This window comes from Paenibacillus sp. FSL L8-0638 (assembly GCF_038593075.1).
In the GTDB taxonomy this organism is placed as follows: Bacteria; Bacillota; Bacilli; order Paenibacillales; family Paenibacillaceae; genus Paenibacillus; species Paenibacillus polymyxa_D.
Genome location: NZ_CP151960.1, coordinates 4,917,495 through 4,937,403, shown reverse-complemented (window position 1 = coordinate 4,937,403; position 19,909 = coordinate 4,917,495). Strand labels below are relative to the sequence as shown.

Sequence of the window (19,909 nt, the reverse complement as noted above, 5' to 3'; positions counted from 1 at the left end):
ATTTTGATTAACTTTTATATACTGGTTAAAGTTGATGCGTCACATGTAGACATTCAACTGGAGGGGCTGATATGAATGAAAACACTTATCTCTAAGCATTGGCATTTGATGCTGATTGGTTTTGTAGCCCTGAGCATGGGCGGGTTTGTCTTGTTTTATTTTCAGGGGAGCGTGTCGTCGTTTCCGGCCGTTCAACCTAAACAAGCTCAGGAAGAGCCAGACAAAACTAAATATGAGATTGTTACAGTGGGTGTAAAAGGGGACGGTTTCTATCCTAAAAATATTGAAGTGAAAGCCGGCGTTCCAACCAAAATCAATTTCAAGAAAATGACATCCTTCACTTGCATTGATGAAGTGCAGTCGTTGAAGATCGGAATGGACGTTTACCTGGATCACGAAAATAATTATTTTACCGTCCAGGACTTGAAACCAGGCGTATATGAGTACAATTGCGGTATGTACATGTACTACGGGACGATCACAGTAAAATAAATCAAAAAAGCTTTCTGGCACATTGATGCCAGAAAGCTTTTTTTCCTTCAATCAATCATTAGGTTAATTGCGACAGTGTGTATATACCATCCTCCACCTGTGGTGCAGTATGCATTATCCTGTTTGCATTATGCTTTATCCTTTACCCTTTACCCTTTACCTCTGATCAGCTTACATTGCTGATCTTTTGTTTTTTACAAGACTTCTTTCAGGGAATTTACATTAGAACGGAACAGGCGGAATGGTGCTGGACAAGGGAAGCGGTCGCCTTAAAGCTTTCTGTAGGAAAGCTCGCATCGCAAGCATAAACTGTCCCGGCTTTCTACCTTTGTGTGCTTATTCAAGAAATCCGGGGACAACAGCGATGGGAAGCACCATCCGCATGCGTAGTGGCACGAATGTAATTTTTTTCATCCCATATATCTAATTTTGAACTGATTTTTCTCCTAATTCGTCGGGTATCCGCTTCCAAGCCAGCAAAGTATGATAATAGTATCTAGAGATGAGGAGGAGCTTGTTATGGGATCTTCAACTGAAACCGCTTCCAATAATGGTGCTGTGATTCCTGAATCCAATCGGGGAAGACCACGCAAGGCTCGCGGTCCGAAGCCTGAACGTGGTAAAAGAGGCTTGTGGGACAGTGTGAAGCAGCAAAAGTATCTTTATTTTATGTCCATTCCTTTCGTCATATGGGTGTTTGTTTTCAGCTATCTTCCGCTTTGGGGCTGGACGATGGCGTTTCAAAATTATAAGCCAGCCAAATCTTTTACGGACCAGAAATGGGTAGGGCTGGATAACTTTATTGAGCTATTTCAGGATGAACGATTTTATCTGGTATTACGCAATACGCTAGCGATGAGCATGATGGGGATTGTATTTGGTTTTGTCGTACCGATCTTCTTTGCAATTCTGTTAAATGAGCTGCGTGGTATGCTGTTCAAACGGTTTGTGCAGACAATATCCTACCTCCCGCATTTTGTATCCTGGGTAGTTGTGGCCGGCTTGGTCACCAAAATGCTGTCCATTGACGGAGGCATTGTCAACGATGTATTGGTAGCGCTTCATATTGTGGATGAACCGATTCAGTTCATGGCAAAGGGGAGCTGGTTCTGGTATATTGTAACCGCTTCCGACATATGGAAGGAGACAGGTTGGAATACGATTATTTATTTAGCTGCAATCACCGGAATTGATCAAGAACAGTATGAAGCATCGCGCGTGGATGGAGCGAGTCGTTGGAGACAGATGTGGCATATTACACTGCCGGGTATCCGCTCGACGATTGCCATTCTGTTCATTATGGCGATTGGACATCTGGTGAGCAACGGTTTTGAAAAGCAGTTCTTGCTTGGCAATAGTCTTGTGACGGATTATTCCGAGGTGCTGGATCTGTACGCGCTCAATTACGGGATTAATTTGGGTCGCTTCTCTTACGGGACGGCAATTGGTATTTTCAACTCGCTGGTTAGCATTCTGCTGTTGTTTACCGCGAACGGTATATTCAAAAAACTGACCAAAGAAAGCATCATGTAGGGAGGGAGAAGCGAAATGACGAATAAGGCATTTAATGCTACCCGGTCTGAGAAGCTGTTTGACCTATTTAACTATATCCTCATGGCTCTGATCGTGGTGTTGACGCTGTACCCGTTTCTGAACGTACTTGCGATTTCCCTGAACAATTCAACGGACACGGTTCGTGGTGGTATTTATATATGGCCCCGCCAATTTACGCTCGAAAATTACAAAACGATTTTCCAGTACGATGGCCTTCTTCAGGGACTGCAAATATCTATTCTTCGTACTTTGGTCGGGACGGTACTCGGATTGATCTGCGCATCTATGCTTGCTTTTACATTAAGTCGGGTCGAGTTTCGTGCTCGTAAGTTTATTTCTACGTTTTTGGCGTTGACGATGTATTTTTCCGGCGGGATGGTGCCCGTGTTTATTTTGATGCGGGATTTGCATCTGCTAGGTTCGTTTTGGGTGTACATTTTTCCAGGCTTAATCAGTGCATTTAACGTGTTTGTCATTCGTTCCTTTATGGATGGTTTGCCGTATGCGTTGCAGGAGTCTGCCAAACTCGATGGAGCAAATGATTTTACGATTTACTGGAGAATTATTTTGCCGCTGTGCAAACCAGTATTGGCAACGATTGCTCTTTTTCTGGCAGTAGGTCAGTGGAATGCTTGGTTTGATACGTATTTATACAACGGTGGGGCGTCGCAATGGACGACGTTACAGTATGAGCTGATGAAAATACTGCAAAGCACGCAGCAAGGCGGCTCCAGTATGACGAATAGCAACGACATGGCTAAACAAATGGCTCAAATTTCACCAGAGTCGATCAAAATGGCAATCACGATTACGGTTACGCTCCCCATCCTGATGGTGTATCCGTTCTTGCAAAAGTATTTTGTAGGCGGTATGACGCTGGGGGCAGTGAAATCATAAAAGCCAGGATTCTGGCAGTAAATAGTAGTTATTTGCAGGAGAAGTCATCATAAGAATATAGGAGGATTTATACATGAAAAAACACTGGTCCAGATTTGCACTGATTCCTTTGCTCGCGGTGTCACTTACCGCACTCGCAGGTTGTGGGGGAAGCGATAAAGCAGCGAAGGAGAGCACATCCAGCGGTACAGACCCGATTACGTTTAGCTTCTTCGGAGCAGATACAAGCCCACAATGGAACGGAATGAAGGATGAAATAGGCAAGGAAATCACCAAGAAAACAGGTGTAACCTTGAATGCGGAATTTGATGTCAGCGGTGGAGGTGGAGATGACCGAATTGCTTTGATGGCAGCAAGTGGAGAATACCCGGACTTGGTTTCTCCTAAAGCGAATATTAATAAGCTTGTGGATGCGGGGGCCATGATTGATCTGACAGATCTGATCAACGATCACGCACCTAATCTCAAAAAGCTATATGGACCCTATATGGATCGTTTGAAATACAGTAATAAGGATCAATCCATCTATGTCCTTCCTACGTATGCAGGTGTGGGACAGGAAAGTTTTGACGCGACAGGGGGATTTGAAATTCAGCATAAGGTGCTCAAGGAGTTAGGTTATCCAAAGGTAAGAACGCTACAGGATTATGAAAACGTACTCAAAACCTATACTGCCAAGCATCCGACGATCAATGGCAAAAAAACAATCCCACTCACGCTGGATGCAGATGACTGGAGAATTATGATTACCGTAACGAATCCTGCCTTCCAGACGACTGGAGCGCCGGATGATGGTGAATATTTTATTGATCCCAAAACATTTGAAGCCAAACTTCATTACAAACGTCCAGAAGAAAAGGAATATTTTCGTTGGTTGAACCACATGTACAATGAAGGGCTGCTCGATAAAGATTCGTTTGTGCAAAAAAGTGATCAATACAAATCCAAAATTGCCAGCGGCCGTGTCCTCGGTCTGATTGACCAGGAGTGGGGGTATCAGGATGCTGAAAATGCATTAAAAGCGTCAGGTAAGGCTGATGCCAGCTACGCGCATTTTCCAGTTACACTTTCGGAGGAATACAAGGATCGTTCCTTTCAGGATATGGGCTTCGTGTCCGGTTATGGTGTAGGTATTACGGAAAATTGCAAGGACCCGGTGCGGGCTATAAAATTCCTTGATTATTTAGCTTCCGATGAAGGACAGGTGCTAGTGAACTGGGGGATCGAGGGCAAGCATTATGAGATCAAAGATGGCAAACGCATCATTCCGGCTGATGTGCTGGAGCAAAAAACGAACAATGCAACCAACTTCAGCAAATCCACGGGTATAGATTTGTACACGCTCATCAGCGGACACTATGGTGACGGCGTGAAGGACCCTACGGGTAACTACTATACTGCCAAATTCCCGGAGCAAATTATCGCGGCTTATTCGAAGCCGGAGAAAGAATCCCTTAAAGCATATGGCGTAAAAACGTGGAAAGATCTGTTCCCAGACAAGAAAGAATTTGATGTAAAGCCTTGGGGCGCAGCCTATAACCTGACAACAGACAATGAATCCAACTATAACGTTACATTCAAAAAAACGACCGACATTATCCGCAAACGTATACCCGAAGCTATTTTAGCACCAGCTTCCAATTTTGATACGGTATACGACAACATGATTAAAGAACTGGATGCCGCCGGAGCTGTCCAAATGGAACAGCAATACACGCAACTGGTGAAGGACAGAGTGGAGTTATGGAGCGGTAAGGCTTCTAAATAGCTGACTGCTTTTAACGAAATTTTGAATGCCGGAATGACAGAGCGCTTGTCCTTAAGGTCCATACGGGATTAGCGCTCTGTTTGATCTTGATGGGGGAGGGTTTGATGTGACGAAAGGCGAAAGGCCACAGTCCCTGCGTTTATGGTATCGCCAGCCTGCTGAGGTATGGGAGGAAGCATTGCCAGTCGGCAATGGAAGGCTGGGAGCTATGGTATTTGGCGGAATCAGAGAGGAGCATTTGCAATTAAACGAGGATACGCTCTGGTCCGGGTTTCCCAGAGATGGCGTTCAGTATGATGTATTGCGATATTTGCAGCCTGCCAGAAAGTTGATTGCAGATGGAAAATACAAGGAAGCGGAACAACTGATTAATACGAATATGCTAGGTCGCGATACGGAAGCCTATCAGCCTTTGGGAGATTTGTGGATTACGCAGGACGGCCTAGGGGAAATTGCACATTATGAACGGAAACTGGATTTGCTGACCGGAACCGCAGCGGTCACTTTTCAGAGTGATGGAGTCCGCTATACCCGTGAAGTTATCGCCAGTGCGCCAGATGGAATCATCATGGTGTCACTGACTGCGAATAAGCTTGGGAAGATCCAAGCATCCGTGCGCATCACTTCCCCCCATCCTTGTGAAGACGAGGTTGGAGAGGATGTACATTTTGGTGATTCATCCAAATGGGATAGCGATAAAGAGGATGATCCATCCGAGGAGCCATCCGGGGACTTTATGACATTGACTGGACGAGCGTCCAGTCATGTGGAATCTAATTATCACGGTGATCATCCACAGTCTGTCGTTTATGAAAATGATTTGGGGATGGCTTTTGCAGTTCAGGCGAGGGTTATTCCCGAGGGAGGATCCTTGACGAAGGGCACTGATGGTGCGCTGATCATCTCAGGCGCGGATAAAATCACGGTGTATTTGGCAGCAGCTACTGGATTTCGGGGATTTCACACCATGCCGAATAGTGATGCAACGGAGTCAGCAGAAGCATGTCAAGTCATTTTAGACGGAGTAATTTCGCTGGGAACTGAGCAGGTGCGGCAACGCCATGAACAGGATCACCGAAAGCTGTTTGACCGCGTTGCATTAGAACTGGGAGGTGATACTCTAACCGACGAATTCGTTCTACCGACCGATTTGCGATTAGAACGTTATCAGAAAGGTCAGGCCGACCTGGGGCTGGAAGTGCTGTTATTTCAATATGGCCGCTATTTGCTCATGGGTAGCTCGCGTCCGGGGAGTCAGCCTGCCAATCTTCAGGGCATCTGGAATGACCGGGTGCAGCCGCCGTGGAATAGTAATTATACAACCAATATTAATACTCAGATGAACTATTGGCCCGCAGAGGTATGCAATCTTGCCGAGTGCCATGAACCCTTGCTGCACATGATTGGAGAAGTGGCTCGTACGGGACGGAGGGTAGCCTCCATCCATTATGGTGCTCAAGGATGGGCGGCTCATCACAATGTAGATGTGTGGAGATACGCCGGACCTTCAGGGGGCCATGCCAGCTGGGCATTTTGGCCGCTTGGAGGTGTATGGCTAACTGCTCACCTATGGGAGCGCTATCTGTTTACCTTGGATATAGCCTATTTGGCAGAACAAGCTTATCCGCTCATGAAGGGGGCGGCAGCCTTTTGCATGGACTGGCTCGTAGAAGGCCCGGAGGGTCAGCTTGTGACGTCCCCATCCACATCACCTGAAAATAAATTCAAAACGACGGATGGCGAGGATTGCAGTATATCTATGGGCTCTACCATGGATATGACGCTGATTCGAGAGCTGTTGGGTAACTGCATTCAAGCTGCGGATCTGCTGGAACTAGACGATGAGTTCCGCAACCGCTGCGAGGAGACACGAGACAGATTAATGTCCTATCAAATTGGTCGCCACGGTCAGCTACAGGAATGGTTTGTCGATTTTGAGGAAGCGGAGCCTGGGCATCGACATGTTTCGCATCTATATGGGTTATATCCTGGTCGACAAATTCACATCCGTGATACCCCGGAGCTAGCTGAGGCGGCTCGCATATCGTTGCGTCGACGGCTTGATCACGGTGGTGGGCATACCGGATGGAGCTGTGCCTGGTTGATTAATCTGTACGCTCGACTGGAAGATGGCGACGCCGCACATCAGTATGTTCGCACGTTACTGTCGCGATCGACCTATCCTAATTTATTTGACGCTCACCCGCCTTTTCAGATCGACGGTAATTTTGGTGCGACGGCGGGGATCGCAGAAATGCTGCTACAAAGCCGTCCGGGAGAGCTGACGTTACTGCCTGCCCTGCCAACGGCATGGTCGGAGGGACGGGTCAGTGGATTGAAGGGACATGGCGGGATGACGGTCGGCATGGAATGGTCCGGTTCCCGGCTTGTCCGTGCAGAACTGGCCACATCCATCTCAGCAGGAAGCTGCACGATTCGCAGTGCACATCCATTTAGCGCAGATGCTCGTCAGGCTCTGCCTGATCCTGAGCACGGAGGATTTATTTTGTCATGGATTTTTACCAAAGAGCAGGAAATAACGAACGGGCATACGATTATAATTGAAGGAGAGGAATAGACAATATGACCATTTTTCAATTTCCGCAGGACTTTATGTGGGGCACCGCGACGGCAGCCTATCAAATCGAAGGAGCTTATGAGGAGGATGGGAGAGGCTTGTCGATCTGGGATACCTTTGCCCATACGCCTGGCAAAGTATTCAACGGTGATAACGGCAATGTAGCTTGTGACAGCTATCATCGCTACGAGGAAGATATCCGCCTAATGAAGGAGCTAGGCATTCGTACATACCGCTTTTCCGTGTCCTGGCCGCGTATATTTCCCAATGGTGACGGTGAAGTCAATCAAGAAGGATTGGACTATTATCATCGCGTAGTCGATTTGTTGAACGAAAACGGGATTGAGCCGTTTTGTACACTGTACCATTGGGATCTGCCTCAAGCGCTTCAGGATACCGGAGGATGGGAGAATCGTCGTACGATTCAAGCATTTGTCCAGTTTGCAGAAACGATGTTCCGCGAGTTCCACGGTAAAATACACCATTGGCTAACATTCAATGAACCGTGGTGCATTGCCTTTTTATCCAATATGCTGGGTGTTCATGCCCCAGGTCTGACAAATCTTCAGACAGCCATTGATGTAGGACATCATCTGCTAGTTGCACATGGTCTTTCTGTGCGCCGCTTCCGCGAGCTGGGCACCAGTGGCCAGATCGGTATCGCTCCCAATGTCTCATGGGCTGTCCCTTACAGTACATCTGAGGAAGATAAAGCCGCTTGTGCGCGCACCATTTCCCTGCACAGTGACTGGTTTCTTCAACCTATTTATCAAGGCTCGTATCCTCAGTTTTTGGTAGACTGGTTTGCGGAGCAGGGAGCTACCGTGCCTATTCAGGATGGGGATATGGACATTATTGGCGAGCCTATTGATATGATCGGTATCAATTACTATAGTATGTCGGTTAATCGCTTTAATCCTGAAGCCGGGTTTCTTCAATCTGAAGAAATCAATATGGGGCTACCTGTAACAGATATCGGCTGGCCAGTGGAGTCGCGGGGGCTGTACGAGGTACTGCATTATTTGCAAAAATACGGTAACCTCGATATTTATATCACAGAGAATGGGGCTTGTATCAACGATGATGTCGTGAATGGCAAGGTTCAGGATGACCGTCGCATTTCGTATATGCAGCAGCATTTGGTGCAGGTACACCGGGCGATTCATGACGGCCTTCATGTCAAAGGATATATGGCATGGTCACTTATGGACAATTTTGAGTGGGCAGAGGGATATAATATGAGATTTGGCATGATTCATGTCGATTTTCGCACACAGGTCCGCACCCCGAAGGAAAGTTACTATTGGTATCGAAATATAGTAAGTAATAACTGGTTGGAGACCAAACGTTAAACGAAGAGCAATTTTTTTAAAAAAATATAGCAAAGACGGATCTGTCTTCATTCCCTTTTGTTTGAATACTGGGTCTTCCGGGGTAATAATAGTCAGGATATGCAGAGGGTTGTTTCAGGTATGTAGAGACCAAAGGGAATAAAGAAGCAAGATGTGTGCATACTGACAAAAATACCGAACGAGGGCGTTAAAATTATTTTGGACCGAAGGGAGTGGAGGGGATGGCTGCAAATTTTAGGAAATCAGGATCAACTGACGGGCAGATGAGCCGTACGGTATCTGTTATCGCTTTGATCGCTTGTATTGCAGGTATTATCCTTATTTTGCTTGATATAGGAAATTTGACTGATCGAAATATATATTTAATGACAGGCATTGGCTGCGTTGTTGCCGGGATTTTTATTTTTCTCGTTGGGAAATCATTTGTCATTGCACGCAAGAAGGAAGACCAGGAAAACGGACGCAGTTAATAAAATTAAAAATGATTTAAAGCAAATATATACTGAAAACAACAACGTGGGGCTTCGAGCAGTGTAGGATGATAACTGTAGGGAGTCCCACTTTTTTCTTTAATATAACTTCTTTAAGATACACAAATAACGTTTTTAATATGTCATCTTTGAATTATAATATATTTTGAATTTGCAAGAGAAATTTTATTTTTAGAGATATTTTTCACAAAAATCGGACAAATAATCGACAATTCTGTTAACAATAAAAAAAGTGGCCGCTTTTCTGCTATCTTATATAGGGGCAACATTACAGGAGTTCGTTAAGTTTTGAGTAATTTATTATTTAAGGAGAGGGGAACAACATGAACAAAAAACCAAAAGCGATTATTGCGTTGGTTTTGACCGTGCTCACGGTAGCATTGCTCATTTGGACGTGTTTTTATGCTGGCGGAAAATACGTTGTTTTCGATCCGAAAGGACCCATTGGGCAAGCACAAAAAGAGCTGATCATTCTTACAACGGCATTGTCTGCGCTAATAATTGTACCGGTCATGATTTTGACTTTCTTCATCATTTGGCGGTATCGTGATACACCGACAAACAAGGTGAAGTACCAACCCCACTGGGATGACAGCAAAAAGCTGGAGACCACATGGTGGGCTATTCCAATTATCGTTATCTGTATTATTGCGGTTATTACTGCAAGATATACCTACTTGCTGGAGCCTTCCAAGCCGTTGGCAAGTACGCAAAAGCCAGTAACCATTCAAGTGACTTCACTGGACTGGAAATGGCTCTTTATGTACCCAGAGGAAGGTATAGCTACAGTTAACCAAGTTCACATTCCTAAAGGTGTTCCAGTCCGTTTTGAACTGACTGCTGACGCACCGATGAACTCGTTCTGGATTCCGCAATTGGGCGGACAAATCTACACCATGTCAGGCATGGCTATGAAACTGCATTTGCAGGCCGATCACGAAGGAACTTACTTTGGTTCGGGTGCAAACTTTAGCGGTGAGCATTTTGGACAAATGCGTTTTGATGTAGAGGTCCAGTCGGATGAAGAGTATAAAAACTGGGTCGCTGACATCAAGAAGCAGTCTAAGCCGCTGACGAAAGACGGCTATTTGGCGCTTGCAAAACCAGGTTTGTCCCAGCCTGATGAGTATTCTTCGATTCCAGATGGCTTGTTCAAAGAGATTGTCAACAAGTATGTAGTGGAAGGGGCTCCTAACCCCCATGCTGGACATGGCGGAGCTACATCCACAGAAGATTCAACCAAGTCCGGCACAGAAGATCATGCTGGAATGGACATGAGTCATATGAATATGAGCGGACACAATTAAATGATTATAAGGAAGGAGGCCCCCAATGCTTGACAAAATAAAAGAGTTTGCATCCACTTTCTTCGTTACTGGAGACCCAATGATCTATGGAGCGGACGTCTCCATCGCATTAGCGACGATCGGGATCGTGTTTGTGCTCACTTATTTCAAAAAATGGGGCTGGCTTTGGAAAAACTGGTTGACTACTGTTGACCATAAAAAAGTCGGTATTATGTATATTCTTGCGGCCATCTTGATGTTATTCCGCGGAGGCGTGGATGCATTATTGATGCGTGTTCAACTGGCTACACCGGATGTGACACTTCTGCATCCTGAGCATTACAATCAGATTTTCACAACTCACGGCACGATCATGATCCTGTTTATGGCGATGCCGTTGATGTTTGGTTTGTTTAATATCGCCGTACCCCTTCAAATTGGTGCGCGCGACGTTGCGTTTCCTTTCCTGAACGCATTGAGCTTTTGGCTTTTCTTTATGGGAGCGATGTTGTTCAACTTGTCCTTTGTTATCGGCGGTTCGCCAGATGCAGGGTGGTTGAGTTATCCACCGCTTTCAGAACTGCAATTTAGTCCAGGCGTCGGTCAGAACTTCTATATCTGGGGTATTCAGATTTCTGGTATAGGTTCATTGGCTACGGGGATTAACTTTATTGTGACCATTATTAAAATGCGTGCACCTGGTATGACTTGGATGAAAATGCCTGTCTTTACGTGGTCCGTATTTTCGTCATGTGTTATTATCATTTTCGCATTCCCCATTCTGACGGTTACTTTGGCATTGCTGTTCCTTGACCGCTTTGGAGGAGGGCACTTCTTTACACTTGATTTCGGCGGTAACCCGATGATGTATATCAACTTGATCTGGATGTGGGGTCACCCTGAGGTATACATTGTAGTTTTGCCTGCCTTCGGTATTTATTCCGAGGTCATCAGTGTATTCTCCAAAAAGAAATTGTTTGGCTACAAATCCATGGTTTACGCTATGTTCATGATTGCGATCCTGTCCTTCTTCACCTGGGCGCATCACTTCTTCACGATGGGATCAGGCGCAGATGTTAATGCATTCTTTGCGATTTCGACGATGGTTATCGCTATACCGACAGGGGTTAAAGTATTTAACTGGCTGTTCACGATGTATCGGGGTAAGATTACATTCAAAACCCCTATGATGTGGTCAATTGCTTTTATTCCGAACTTCTTGATTGCTGGTTTAACGGGCGTCATGTTGTCTGTAGCGCCTGCTGACTTCCAGTTCCATAACAGTTACTTCTTGATCGCTCACTTTCACTCCGCTCTGATTGGTGGTGTAGTGTTCGGTTACTTGGCAGGTCTGTACTATTGGTGGCCTAAAATGTTCGGTTTCACATTGCCTGAAACGCCTGGTAAATGGGCTTTCTGGTTCTGGAACATCGGTTTCTATGTATGTTTTATTCCACAATATTCTCTCGGTCTGATGGGTATGACGCGTCGTCTGAGCACTTATGGCTGGGATACCGGCTGGCAGCCGCTTAACCTCGTTTCGACCGTTGGGGCATTCCTGATGGGGATTGGGTTCTTGTTCCAGGTTCTTCAAATTCTTCTGGGCATCAAGAATTACCGCAAGCTGAAGGATACAACAGGCGACCCTTGGGGTGGCCATACGTTGGAATGGTCGATTCCTTCACCTGCACCGGAATACAATTTTGCTACCATTCCACAAGTAGAAGAACGTGATGACTGGTGGGCAGAAAAAGATAAACGTGCAAAAGGTATTTTCAGAAAGCAACCGCCAATTGAAGCGATTCATATGCCGAAAAACTCGGCGATTCCATTCATTATGTCGGTATTCTTTTTCATTGCAGGTTTCGGGTTCGTATTCGGATGGTCGTTCTTCTATATTCCAGGGCTGATCGGTGTGGCAATTTGTATGATTTGCCGTTCGTTCTTCTCCTACGATGGCGACTACTATATCCCTGCGGATGAAGTAAAACGCACGGAAGCGGCAATAAGGGGGTCTGTATAATGGCACAAGCTGCAGCACATCACAGCCATGATCATGACCACGGGCATCACGATCCGCAAGAGCTGAAGATGCTTGGTTTTTGGATCTTCCTCGTAACGGACGTAATCCTGTTCAGTACCTTGTTCGCAACCTTCGTTGTCCTTCGGAATAACACGGCCGGAGGACCAGGTGGCGCAGAGCTGTTTAACATGACGGGCGTTATTATTGAAACGTTCCTCTTGCTCACGAGCAGCTTCACAAGTGGTCTGGCTGTGTTGGCTATGAACAAAGGAAGCATGAAGGGATTAATCAGCTGGTTAATCGTAACAGCGATCCTGGGTCTTGGTTTTATCGGTTTTGAAGTTTACGAGTTTGTTGAAATGGTACACGAAGGAGCCAATTTTGGAACCAGTGCGTTCTTGTCGGCATTCTTCACTCTAGTCGGAACGCACGGACTTCACGTTTCGTTAGGTCTGGTTTGGATGATTGGACTCATGTTCCAGTTGAAAAAACGCGGGCTTACACCAGAGACGAAGGGGAAAGTTTCGGCATTGAGCTTGTACTGGCACTTTTTGGACGCTGTCTGGATCTTCTTGCTGACAGTCGTCTATTTGATGGGGGTGATGTAGATGGCACAGCATCAATCAGGAGCGGGTTCGCATGGTCATGATGATTCTCACGGTTCAGTGAAATCCTATGTTATCGGGTTTATTCTGTCCATCGTACTGACCATCATTCCTCTCTTCGTGGTGATGAATCATATGTTGAGCCGCACTTCGACCATGGTTGTTATTTTAGCCGCGGCAGTGCTGCAATTTCTGGTTCAGCTTTTCTTCTTCATGCACATCCGTGAAAGCAATGGACCACGTTGGAATGTTATGACCTTGATTCTTGGTGTAGTGATCCTGTTGACCGTCGTTGGTGGTTCAGTATGGATTATGGAATACAACATGGTAGCACACTAAAAATCACACAAGTACAAACTAATTAGGAAAGAAGGAGCGGACTTAGAACCGCTTCTTCTTTTTTTGTGTAGCTTATTAAAATTAAAACTGTGGCTTCTTGAACTCAAGTTTACATATGTGTAAAATGGAATTGTATAACAGTAGAGTGAAAACGATAATACTAGTGGAGAGCGGAGGAAAAAGTAATGAACACAGAATTACTGTTTAAACCTTTTAAGGCAGGTAATTTAACTCTTCCCAATCGGATTGTTATGGCGCCTATGACACGGAACTTTTCTCCTCAAGGTATTCCAGGGTCTGATGTAGCCGCGTATTATCGTCGCCGTGCAGAAAATGCAGTTGGTTTGATTATTACGGAGGGAACTGCTATTAATCATCCCGCAGCTGTAGAGCACACCAGCATTCCTAATTTTTATGGTGAGGGATTAAAGGGGTGGGCCAAGGTAGTCGAGGAGGTTCATGCGGTAGGTGGCAAGATTATACCGCAGCTCTGGCATGTGGGTACAGCTCGCCAAATAGGTGCGGATAACCAACCGAATCCCGAGGCATTGCCTGTCGGTCCGTCCGGTATTTCTCCTGCCGGTGAAAAGGTAGTTGAGCCGTTGACCGAGACCGAGATTGCTGATATTATCGCAGCCTATGCTCAGGCCGCTGCCGATGCCCAGCGAGTGGGTTTTGACGGTATTGAGCTCCATGGAGCACATGGCTATTTAATTGATCAGTTTTTCTGGGACAAAACGAATAAGCGTACCGATCAATATGGAGGCAATTTGGTCCAGCGTACTCGATTTGCGGTGGAGGTCATTGAGGCTTGTCGTCGTGCAGTAGGGCCGGATTTCCCAATTATACTGCGATTCTCCCAGTGGAAGATGTACCACTATGAAGAAAAGCTGGCACAGACACCTCAGGAACTTGAACAGTTTCTCGCTCCATTAGTGAAGGCAGGAGTGGATGTATTCCATTGCTCAAGCCGCCGTTTTTGGGAACCGGAATTTGAAGGGTCCGATCTAAACCTGGCAGCTTGGACGAAAAAGATAACAGGTAAGCCAGTTATTACTGTAGGCTCCATTGGCTTGGAGAAGGCGTTTTTGAGTGATTTTGAAAAAAATAATAATCGTCAAACCGAACAATCCAGTAGTGTAGAGGCAAGATTAGAACAACTCGTGGGGCAAGTAGAACGAGAGGAAGCTGATCTGGTTGCGGTTGGACGTGCTTTGCTGGTTGATCCAGCGTTTGCGGTGAAGTTACGTGATCAACAAATAGAAGAAATTATTCCTTACAGTGATGAAGTATTAAAGACGCTGAATTAAGCTTTATGTACTGTAAAGCTATAGCGTTAGGCAAGCATTTGAGACTTGGAAGTCTTCTGTTACAGGGCAAGCTGTAATATAAGCTATTCGTAAACTCTACGAATTTGCTATAATAGGAGCATCAAGTCGAAATACACGGGGTGAAAAGGATGAATTCTGAAACGGAAGCTTTGGATTGCGAGCCGGCTTGTCACGGTTCAGATCAGGAAATCGAGCGCATAAAATCTTCCCTTGTTGAGGATTCCATCGCATACAAAATGTCGGAGCTGTTTAAAGCATTGGGTGACCCGACACGAATCAAGCTGATTTATGCCCTGGCACAAAAAGAACTGTGTGTTCATGATCTGACCCAGGTGCTCAATATGGGACAATCTGCGGTATCCCACCAGCTTCGTTATTTGCGCAACCTGCGTATTGTCAAACGACGCAAAGAAGGCAAAACGGTGTTTTATTCACTGGATGATAATCATGTGGAGCAGATCTTTTTGCAAACCCATCAACACATATCACATCAATAATCTTTTGGGATAAAACAACAGAGGGCGCCAAGCGATTGGCGCTCTTTTGGCGTTTGTCCGTTGAAGTCGATTTTTTTGTTAAAAAGGGCTAGATGTCATTGACTTTTGACCCTGATCCTGAATATAATGACCTTAATAAATAATATATGAACAGTTGCTCATATATAGTTAATTGGAGGCCAAAGATTATGGATGCTCTAAAAAGAACGGAACGGCATGAATGGATTTTGGAAGGTTTGGATTGCGCCAACTGTGCGCTCAAGATTGAAAATGGAGTCAGTAAAATAGAAGGGGTCATGGATTGCTCGGTCAATTTTGTTACGAAAACGTTGACGATGACCACAAGTTCGGATCAAAAAGAAGAGGTTTTTCGCCAGACGGAACGGAAGGTTCATAGACTTGAGCCACATGTTCGGATGGTGGTAAAAAGTGCCCGTGGCCACCTACATGAAGACAGTCGAAGCCATGCTGGTGCAGTACAATCAGATAGCGTAGAGGATTGTGCATGCGGTCATGAGCATAATGATGAAGGTGAAGGACATACACACGAGCATCACAACCACCATGCAGAGCACAAACATGGTGAATCCACCCATGCTCATTCACATTCGCATGGAGATGATAGCCACGCTGGGCATACGCATGATCACGGTACGGACGGTATGCGCCGCATGATTGCGCGTTTGGCTATTGGTGCGGTCGTTGCGGCTGTTGCCTGGTGGTTACCTGTCGAAGGTGTAGGCAAGCTGGCCTTATTTTTACTGGCATATATCATCGTTGGCGGTGATGTTGTCTTGCAGGCTGCACGCAGTCTGGTACGTGGAATGGCCTTTGACGAATACTTCCTGATGACGCTGGCTACTGTTGGTGCATTTGCGATTGGGGAATACCCGGAAGGCGTAGCTGTCATGTTCTTTTATCAAATCGGAGAACTGTTTCAAGGCGTTGCAGTTAACCGTTCACGTAAATCCATCAGTGATCTGATGGATATTAGACCGGACTATGCGAACCTGAAGACGGCTGAGTCCGTACGGAGAGTGTCTCCAGAAGACGTTCGCATTGGGGATTTGATTGTGATTAAGCCAGGCGAGAAGATCCCGCTGGACGGTAAAGTTGTAGATGGTAAATCGCATGTGGATACCTCTGCGTTGACTGGTGAATCGGTGCCTCGTACTGTGGAGCCGGGAAGTAGCGTGTTGAGTGGATTTATCAATACGAACGGGCTTCTAACGGTAGAGGTTAGCAAAGAGTTTAGTGAATCCGCGGTCTCTAAAATTTTGGAATTAGTGCAAAATGCGAGTGCCAAAAAAGCGCCGACTGAAAAGTTTATCACGAAATTTTCCAGATACTATACTCCCGTAGTGGTTATTGTAGCGCTGTTGTTGGCGGTTGTTCCACCGCTTGTTGTGCCAGGTGCACAATTTGCAGATTGGGTGTACCGTGCGCTTGTTTTCCTCGTTATTTCTTGTCCATGTGCGCTGGTAGTATCTATTCCACTGGGCTTCTTTGGGGGAATCGGGGCAGCCTCCCGTTCAGGTATTCTGATCAAGGGTGGGAATTATCTTGAAGCTCTGAATCATGTAAAATACGCTGTTTTTGATAAAACAGGCACACTCACCAAAGGTGTTTTCCGTGTAACAGGGATTTATCCTGCCGGAGATTTTACAAACGAAACCCTGCTCGAAACCGCCGCTTTGGCGGAGCTGCATTCGACACATCCTATTGCTGCATCTTTGCGTGAATCCTACGGTAAAGAACTCAGAGCAGAACGGGTTCAGCAGTATAGTGAAATATCCGGTCACGGGATTCAGGCACAAATAGATGGTCGTCTGGTATCGGCCGGGAACGCCAAGCTGATGGAGCGGGAACATGTTGCTTTTAATGTGGCGCAGCAAGCAGGGATGCTGGATGAAGGAACGGTCGTACATGTGGCGGTAGACGGAACGTATGCCGGGTGCATTCTGATTTCAGATGAGGTTAAGGAAGACGCAGCCCAAACGGTTACTTCACTGAAAAAGTTGGGTGTGGTGAAAACCATCATGCTGACGGGTGACAATCGGACAGTTGCCGAGGCTGTAGGACGACAGCTGGGTTTGGATGAAGTAAGGGCAGAGCTGTTACCTCAGCACAAAGCCGAAGCCATCGAGCAGTTGTCTGCAAGTAAAAAAACGAGCGACAAAATTTTGTTCGTGGGCGATGGAATCAATGATACACCCGTACTGGCGCTGGCAGATGTCGGTGTAGCGATGGGTGGCTTGGGTTCGGACGCTGCGATTGAGGCGGCAGATATCGTAATCATGAACGACGAGCCTTCAAGGCTGGTTACGGCCATCCATATCGCCAAGCACACGCGTCGTATCGTATGGCAAAACATCATATTTGCACTAGGTGTCAAAGCTGTGTTTCTTACGCTGGGAGCATTCGGTATTGCTACGATGTGGGAGGCTGTATTTTCCGATGTAGGCGTAACATTGCTAGCCGTATTGAATGTGATGCGTGTATTGAAGGTTCGTTCTTACGAGTAAAAAATAAGTACCCCCGGGTTAACATCGGATGTAGGCATCCTGTGAAAACCGGGGGTGTTTATTTTATAGGTTCCTTTTTCGAGTGGTCTTGTACCAGCAGTATAGAGATTACTTGTAGGTTGTAGGGTAGCTGCTCAGATGTATAAATGTGTGACGTGCCTAATACGTTAAGGTAGGGGCTTTACAAGTAAGGCCCATGTAAGATTCGGTTGCTCCATTATGAGTAAGCGTTTTCCTTAATTGGAGAGGTACTCAAATTCGTGTGTGCCAACTTGCTGACGGAAGAAAGGATGGATTAATAGCATGGAGGCTAAACTGATGCATGTATTCGCAGAGCTGTTGGGCGGCAAAAACAGCCGGGATCTCAAAGATCCAGAGTCGGGTATGGAGACTGCTGCACAGAGGTTGGCTATGGAGACGCTAAGGGCAGGCAGCCATGAAGTATCTGCTACGCAGGAGGAAGATCCGTTGGGCTGGCTGGTTGGTTTAGCTGAGCAGGGCGTAATCAGCCGAGCGGAGGCTTTGATGGCTGCGAATCCCGAATTACTTGGGGAAACGATGCTGAATAGCGGCAACGATATTGGGCAAGCAATGGGTACACTCCTAAAATGGAGCGATGAATACAGACGTACCTTCATACGGATTTATGCCGATGCTCCTACAAGTATGAGTCGTATAAGTACAGAGACAGCATCAGAAATAGGCAGTTTCGACGGTTATAGTCTTCTGCATGGCCCCTTGTCACAGGCCTCTGGCCGCGTGGGGGAATTATGCTATGCCTATCTGGACGTAGCTGAGTCTGGACAGACGATTCATGCCCCTGACGGGGAGCCCGACCCCATCCTTATTCCCGGCTCTCGTGCATCTGACACGTACAAAACCTTTAACCAGGCATCTGGCCTGCCTGGATTGTGTGAGCATTTGTCCCGCCGGATTATCAGCTTGCTGGAAACAGAGTATGAAGGTTTATTCGAGTCTCTGAACGGATCGCCACTCACTGTTGCCCTAATGGAGCAGAACAATGCAGTGGGTATTGGCAGCTTGCAAGATATGCAGCTGGAGGCATTACTGCGTGCGGCGTTGCGGAGCGTGCGGCAGGGGGGAGAACCCAAGCTGGAGATTATGGTACGCAATCCGGCTGACGTGGACGAATTCCGGGCAACCCGAGACTGGATTGACGGCGTTGCGGAGCAGACCTTATGCGGACGTCTTCGGTGCATTCCATATCGGGTAGGCGTGCTTTTGACAGTTGCCCCGTCTTTGGTGCCTAACATAAGCCCAACATGGAACAAGGAAGCCGCACGGTCGGAGGAGTCAGCCAACCCCAATAACATATCCAAAATGGGTGCACGACAGACCAAGCAGGTGGCTCAAGCTGCAGATCTGACACGTTTTGCCGATACGGTCATTTTAGAAGTCATACCAACTCCATCCGATGATATCAGGACTGAAGATCAGTTGATTCCACCCGGTGTCGATGGTCATGAGAATACTAGTGATACGATAAAATGCATAATGGAAGCTGTTCGACGTGTAAAGCCCGAGCTTCCTTTATGGGTAGCAATAGATGAAATTAACCAGTCTCTGGATGGGATTTCGATCTGGGAGAATGAGCTGACGGGGGTCATTTGCCCGGACACGGCAGTTCCCGCCGCACGCCTTGCAGCTGCGCGTTTGGGACTGCAACAGCCCGCAGATCGTCAGCACACTTCTAGGACTGCACACAACCATGCGTGGAAGTTTCCTTTAGCCTGAAGATAACCTGAATTCATGTAATAGAGGATTTTGCAAAAATCCAATAAGCGATTTTCAAGGAACAAAATATAGATCGAAATGGTCTAGTTCGTCTATATATTGCACTTTGGAGCGACTGGAATCGAATTTTGCAAATCCTGAATCGGATGCTCTAAATATGGAAGATACCTGCGGTATTTGCGCGGGTATCTTTTTTTATTTAGACCATTGCTGGTTTACAAGTGGAAAAGAAAAGGTATATAATAAAACAAAAGTTTCGCTAAACCAAAATAATTGTATAGATGCAAAAATGATTATCATTCTCATTTGCTAAACATGCTGCTTCGGGCTTCCCGAAGCAGCATGTGCTATTTTAGGGCACTTAACAATGGATATCATTCTCAATGAGATGCTAGTACAAGGGACAAAATATGGAA

General features: G+C 46.2%; 15 protein-coding genes. All 15 read left to right on the top strand.

The window, feature by feature from the left end:
* Nucleotides 1-75 precede the first annotated feature (75 nt).
* The 15 genes from MKY35_RS22045 to MKY35_RS21975 all read left to right on the top strand — a co-directional run bounded on the left by MKY35_RS22045 (nucleotide 76) and on the right by MKY35_RS21975 (nucleotide 19,493).
* Complete coding sequence (locus MKY35_RS22045; protein WP_322252654.1) at nucleotides 76-492, top strand: cupredoxin domain-containing protein; 417 nt, start codon at nucleotides 76-78, stop codon at nucleotides 490-492.
* 519 nt (nucleotides 493-1,011) lie between these two features.
* Nucleotides 1,012-2,025, top strand: a complete 1,014-nt coding sequence (locus MKY35_RS22040) for a sugar ABC transporter permease (RefSeq protein ID WP_322252652.1) — start codon at nucleotides 1,012-1,014, stop codon at nucleotides 2,023-2,025.
* Nucleotides 2,026-2,040: 15 nt separating this feature from the next.
* Nucleotides 2,041-2,943 (top strand): carbohydrate ABC transporter permease, encoded by a 903-nt coding sequence (locus MKY35_RS22035; RefSeq protein ID WP_029519239.1) that lies wholly within the window; start codon nucleotides 2,041-2,043, stop codon nucleotides 2,941-2,943.
* 73 nt (nucleotides 2,944-3,016) lie between these two features.
* Nucleotides 3,017-4,711, top strand: a complete 1,695-nt coding sequence (locus MKY35_RS22030; RefSeq protein ID WP_039273751.1) for an ABC transporter substrate-binding protein — start codon at nucleotides 3,017-3,019, stop codon at nucleotides 4,709-4,711.
* Between the two features lie 106 nt (nucleotides 4,712-4,817).
* Nucleotides 4,818-7,289 carry a glycoside hydrolase family 95 protein gene (locus tag MKY35_RS22025; RefSeq protein WP_342444823.1) on the top strand — a complete coding sequence of 824 codons (2,472 nt, stop codon included), beginning with the start codon at nucleotides 4,818-4,820 and terminating at the stop codon, nucleotides 7,287-7,289.
* A 5-nt stretch (nucleotides 7,290-7,294) separates the two neighbouring features.
* Nucleotides 7,295-8,641: a GH1 family beta-glucosidase gene (locus MKY35_RS22020; protein ID WP_322252649.1), complete on the top strand. Its 1,347-nt coding sequence runs from the start codon at nucleotides 7,295-7,297 to the stop codon at nucleotides 8,639-8,641.
* 221 nt (nucleotides 8,642-8,862) lie between these two features.
* Entirely contained in the window at nucleotides 8,863-9,111 is a 249-nt protein-coding gene (locus tag MKY35_RS22015) for a hypothetical protein (RefSeq protein WP_029519233.1), read from the top strand.
* Between the two features lie 344 nt (nucleotides 9,112-9,455).
* A complete protein-coding gene (gene cyoA, locus MKY35_RS22010) occupies nucleotides 9,456-10,439 on the top strand; it encodes a ubiquinol oxidase subunit II (RefSeq protein ID WP_029519232.1) in 984 nt (327 codons plus the stop codon).
* 25 nt (nucleotides 10,440-10,464) lie between these two features.
* The gene (locus tag MKY35_RS22005; RefSeq protein ID WP_025723659.1) at nucleotides 10,465-12,441 is read left to right on the top strand and encodes a cbb3-type cytochrome c oxidase subunit I; all 1,977 of its coding nucleotides are present in this window, start codon (nucleotides 10,465-10,467) and stop codon (nucleotides 12,439-12,441) included.
* Nucleotides 12,441-13,049, top strand: a complete 609-nt coding sequence (gene cyoC, locus MKY35_RS22000; RefSeq protein WP_013373104.1) for a cytochrome o ubiquinol oxidase subunit III — start codon at nucleotides 12,441-12,443, stop codon at nucleotides 13,047-13,049. The genes MKY35_RS22005 and cyoC overlap by 1 nt, the downstream gene beginning before the upstream one ends.
* Complete coding sequence (gene cyoD / locus MKY35_RS21995) at nucleotides 13,050-13,385, top strand: cytochrome o ubiquinol oxidase subunit IV (RefSeq protein WP_029519230.1); 336 nt, start codon at nucleotides 13,050-13,052, stop codon at nucleotides 13,383-13,385.
* 185 nt (nucleotides 13,386-13,570) lie between these two features.
* Nucleotides 13,571-14,695 carry an NADH:flavin oxidoreductase gene (locus tag MKY35_RS21990; RefSeq protein WP_039273739.1) on the top strand — a complete coding sequence of 375 codons (1,125 nt, stop codon included), beginning with the start codon at nucleotides 13,571-13,573 and terminating at the stop codon, nucleotides 14,693-14,695.
* 149 nt (nucleotides 14,696-14,844) lie between these two features.
* Nucleotides 14,845-15,213: a metalloregulator ArsR/SmtB family transcription factor gene (locus MKY35_RS21985; protein WP_007432172.1), complete on the top strand. Its 369-nt coding sequence runs from the start codon at nucleotides 14,845-14,847 to the stop codon at nucleotides 15,211-15,213.
* A gap of 188 nt (nucleotides 15,214-15,401) precedes the next feature.
* Nucleotides 15,402-17,738 carry a heavy metal translocating P-type ATPase gene (locus MKY35_RS21980; RefSeq protein ID WP_342444822.1) on the top strand — a complete coding sequence of 779 codons (2,337 nt, stop codon included), beginning with the start codon at nucleotides 15,402-15,404 and terminating at the stop codon, nucleotides 17,736-17,738.
* Between the two features lie 303 nt (nucleotides 17,739-18,041).
* A complete protein-coding gene (locus MKY35_RS21975) occupies nucleotides 18,042-19,493 on the top strand; it encodes a PEP-utilizing protein (RefSeq protein WP_342444821.1) in 1,452 nt (483 codons plus the stop codon).
* Nucleotides 19,494-19,909 lie beyond the last annotated feature (416 nt).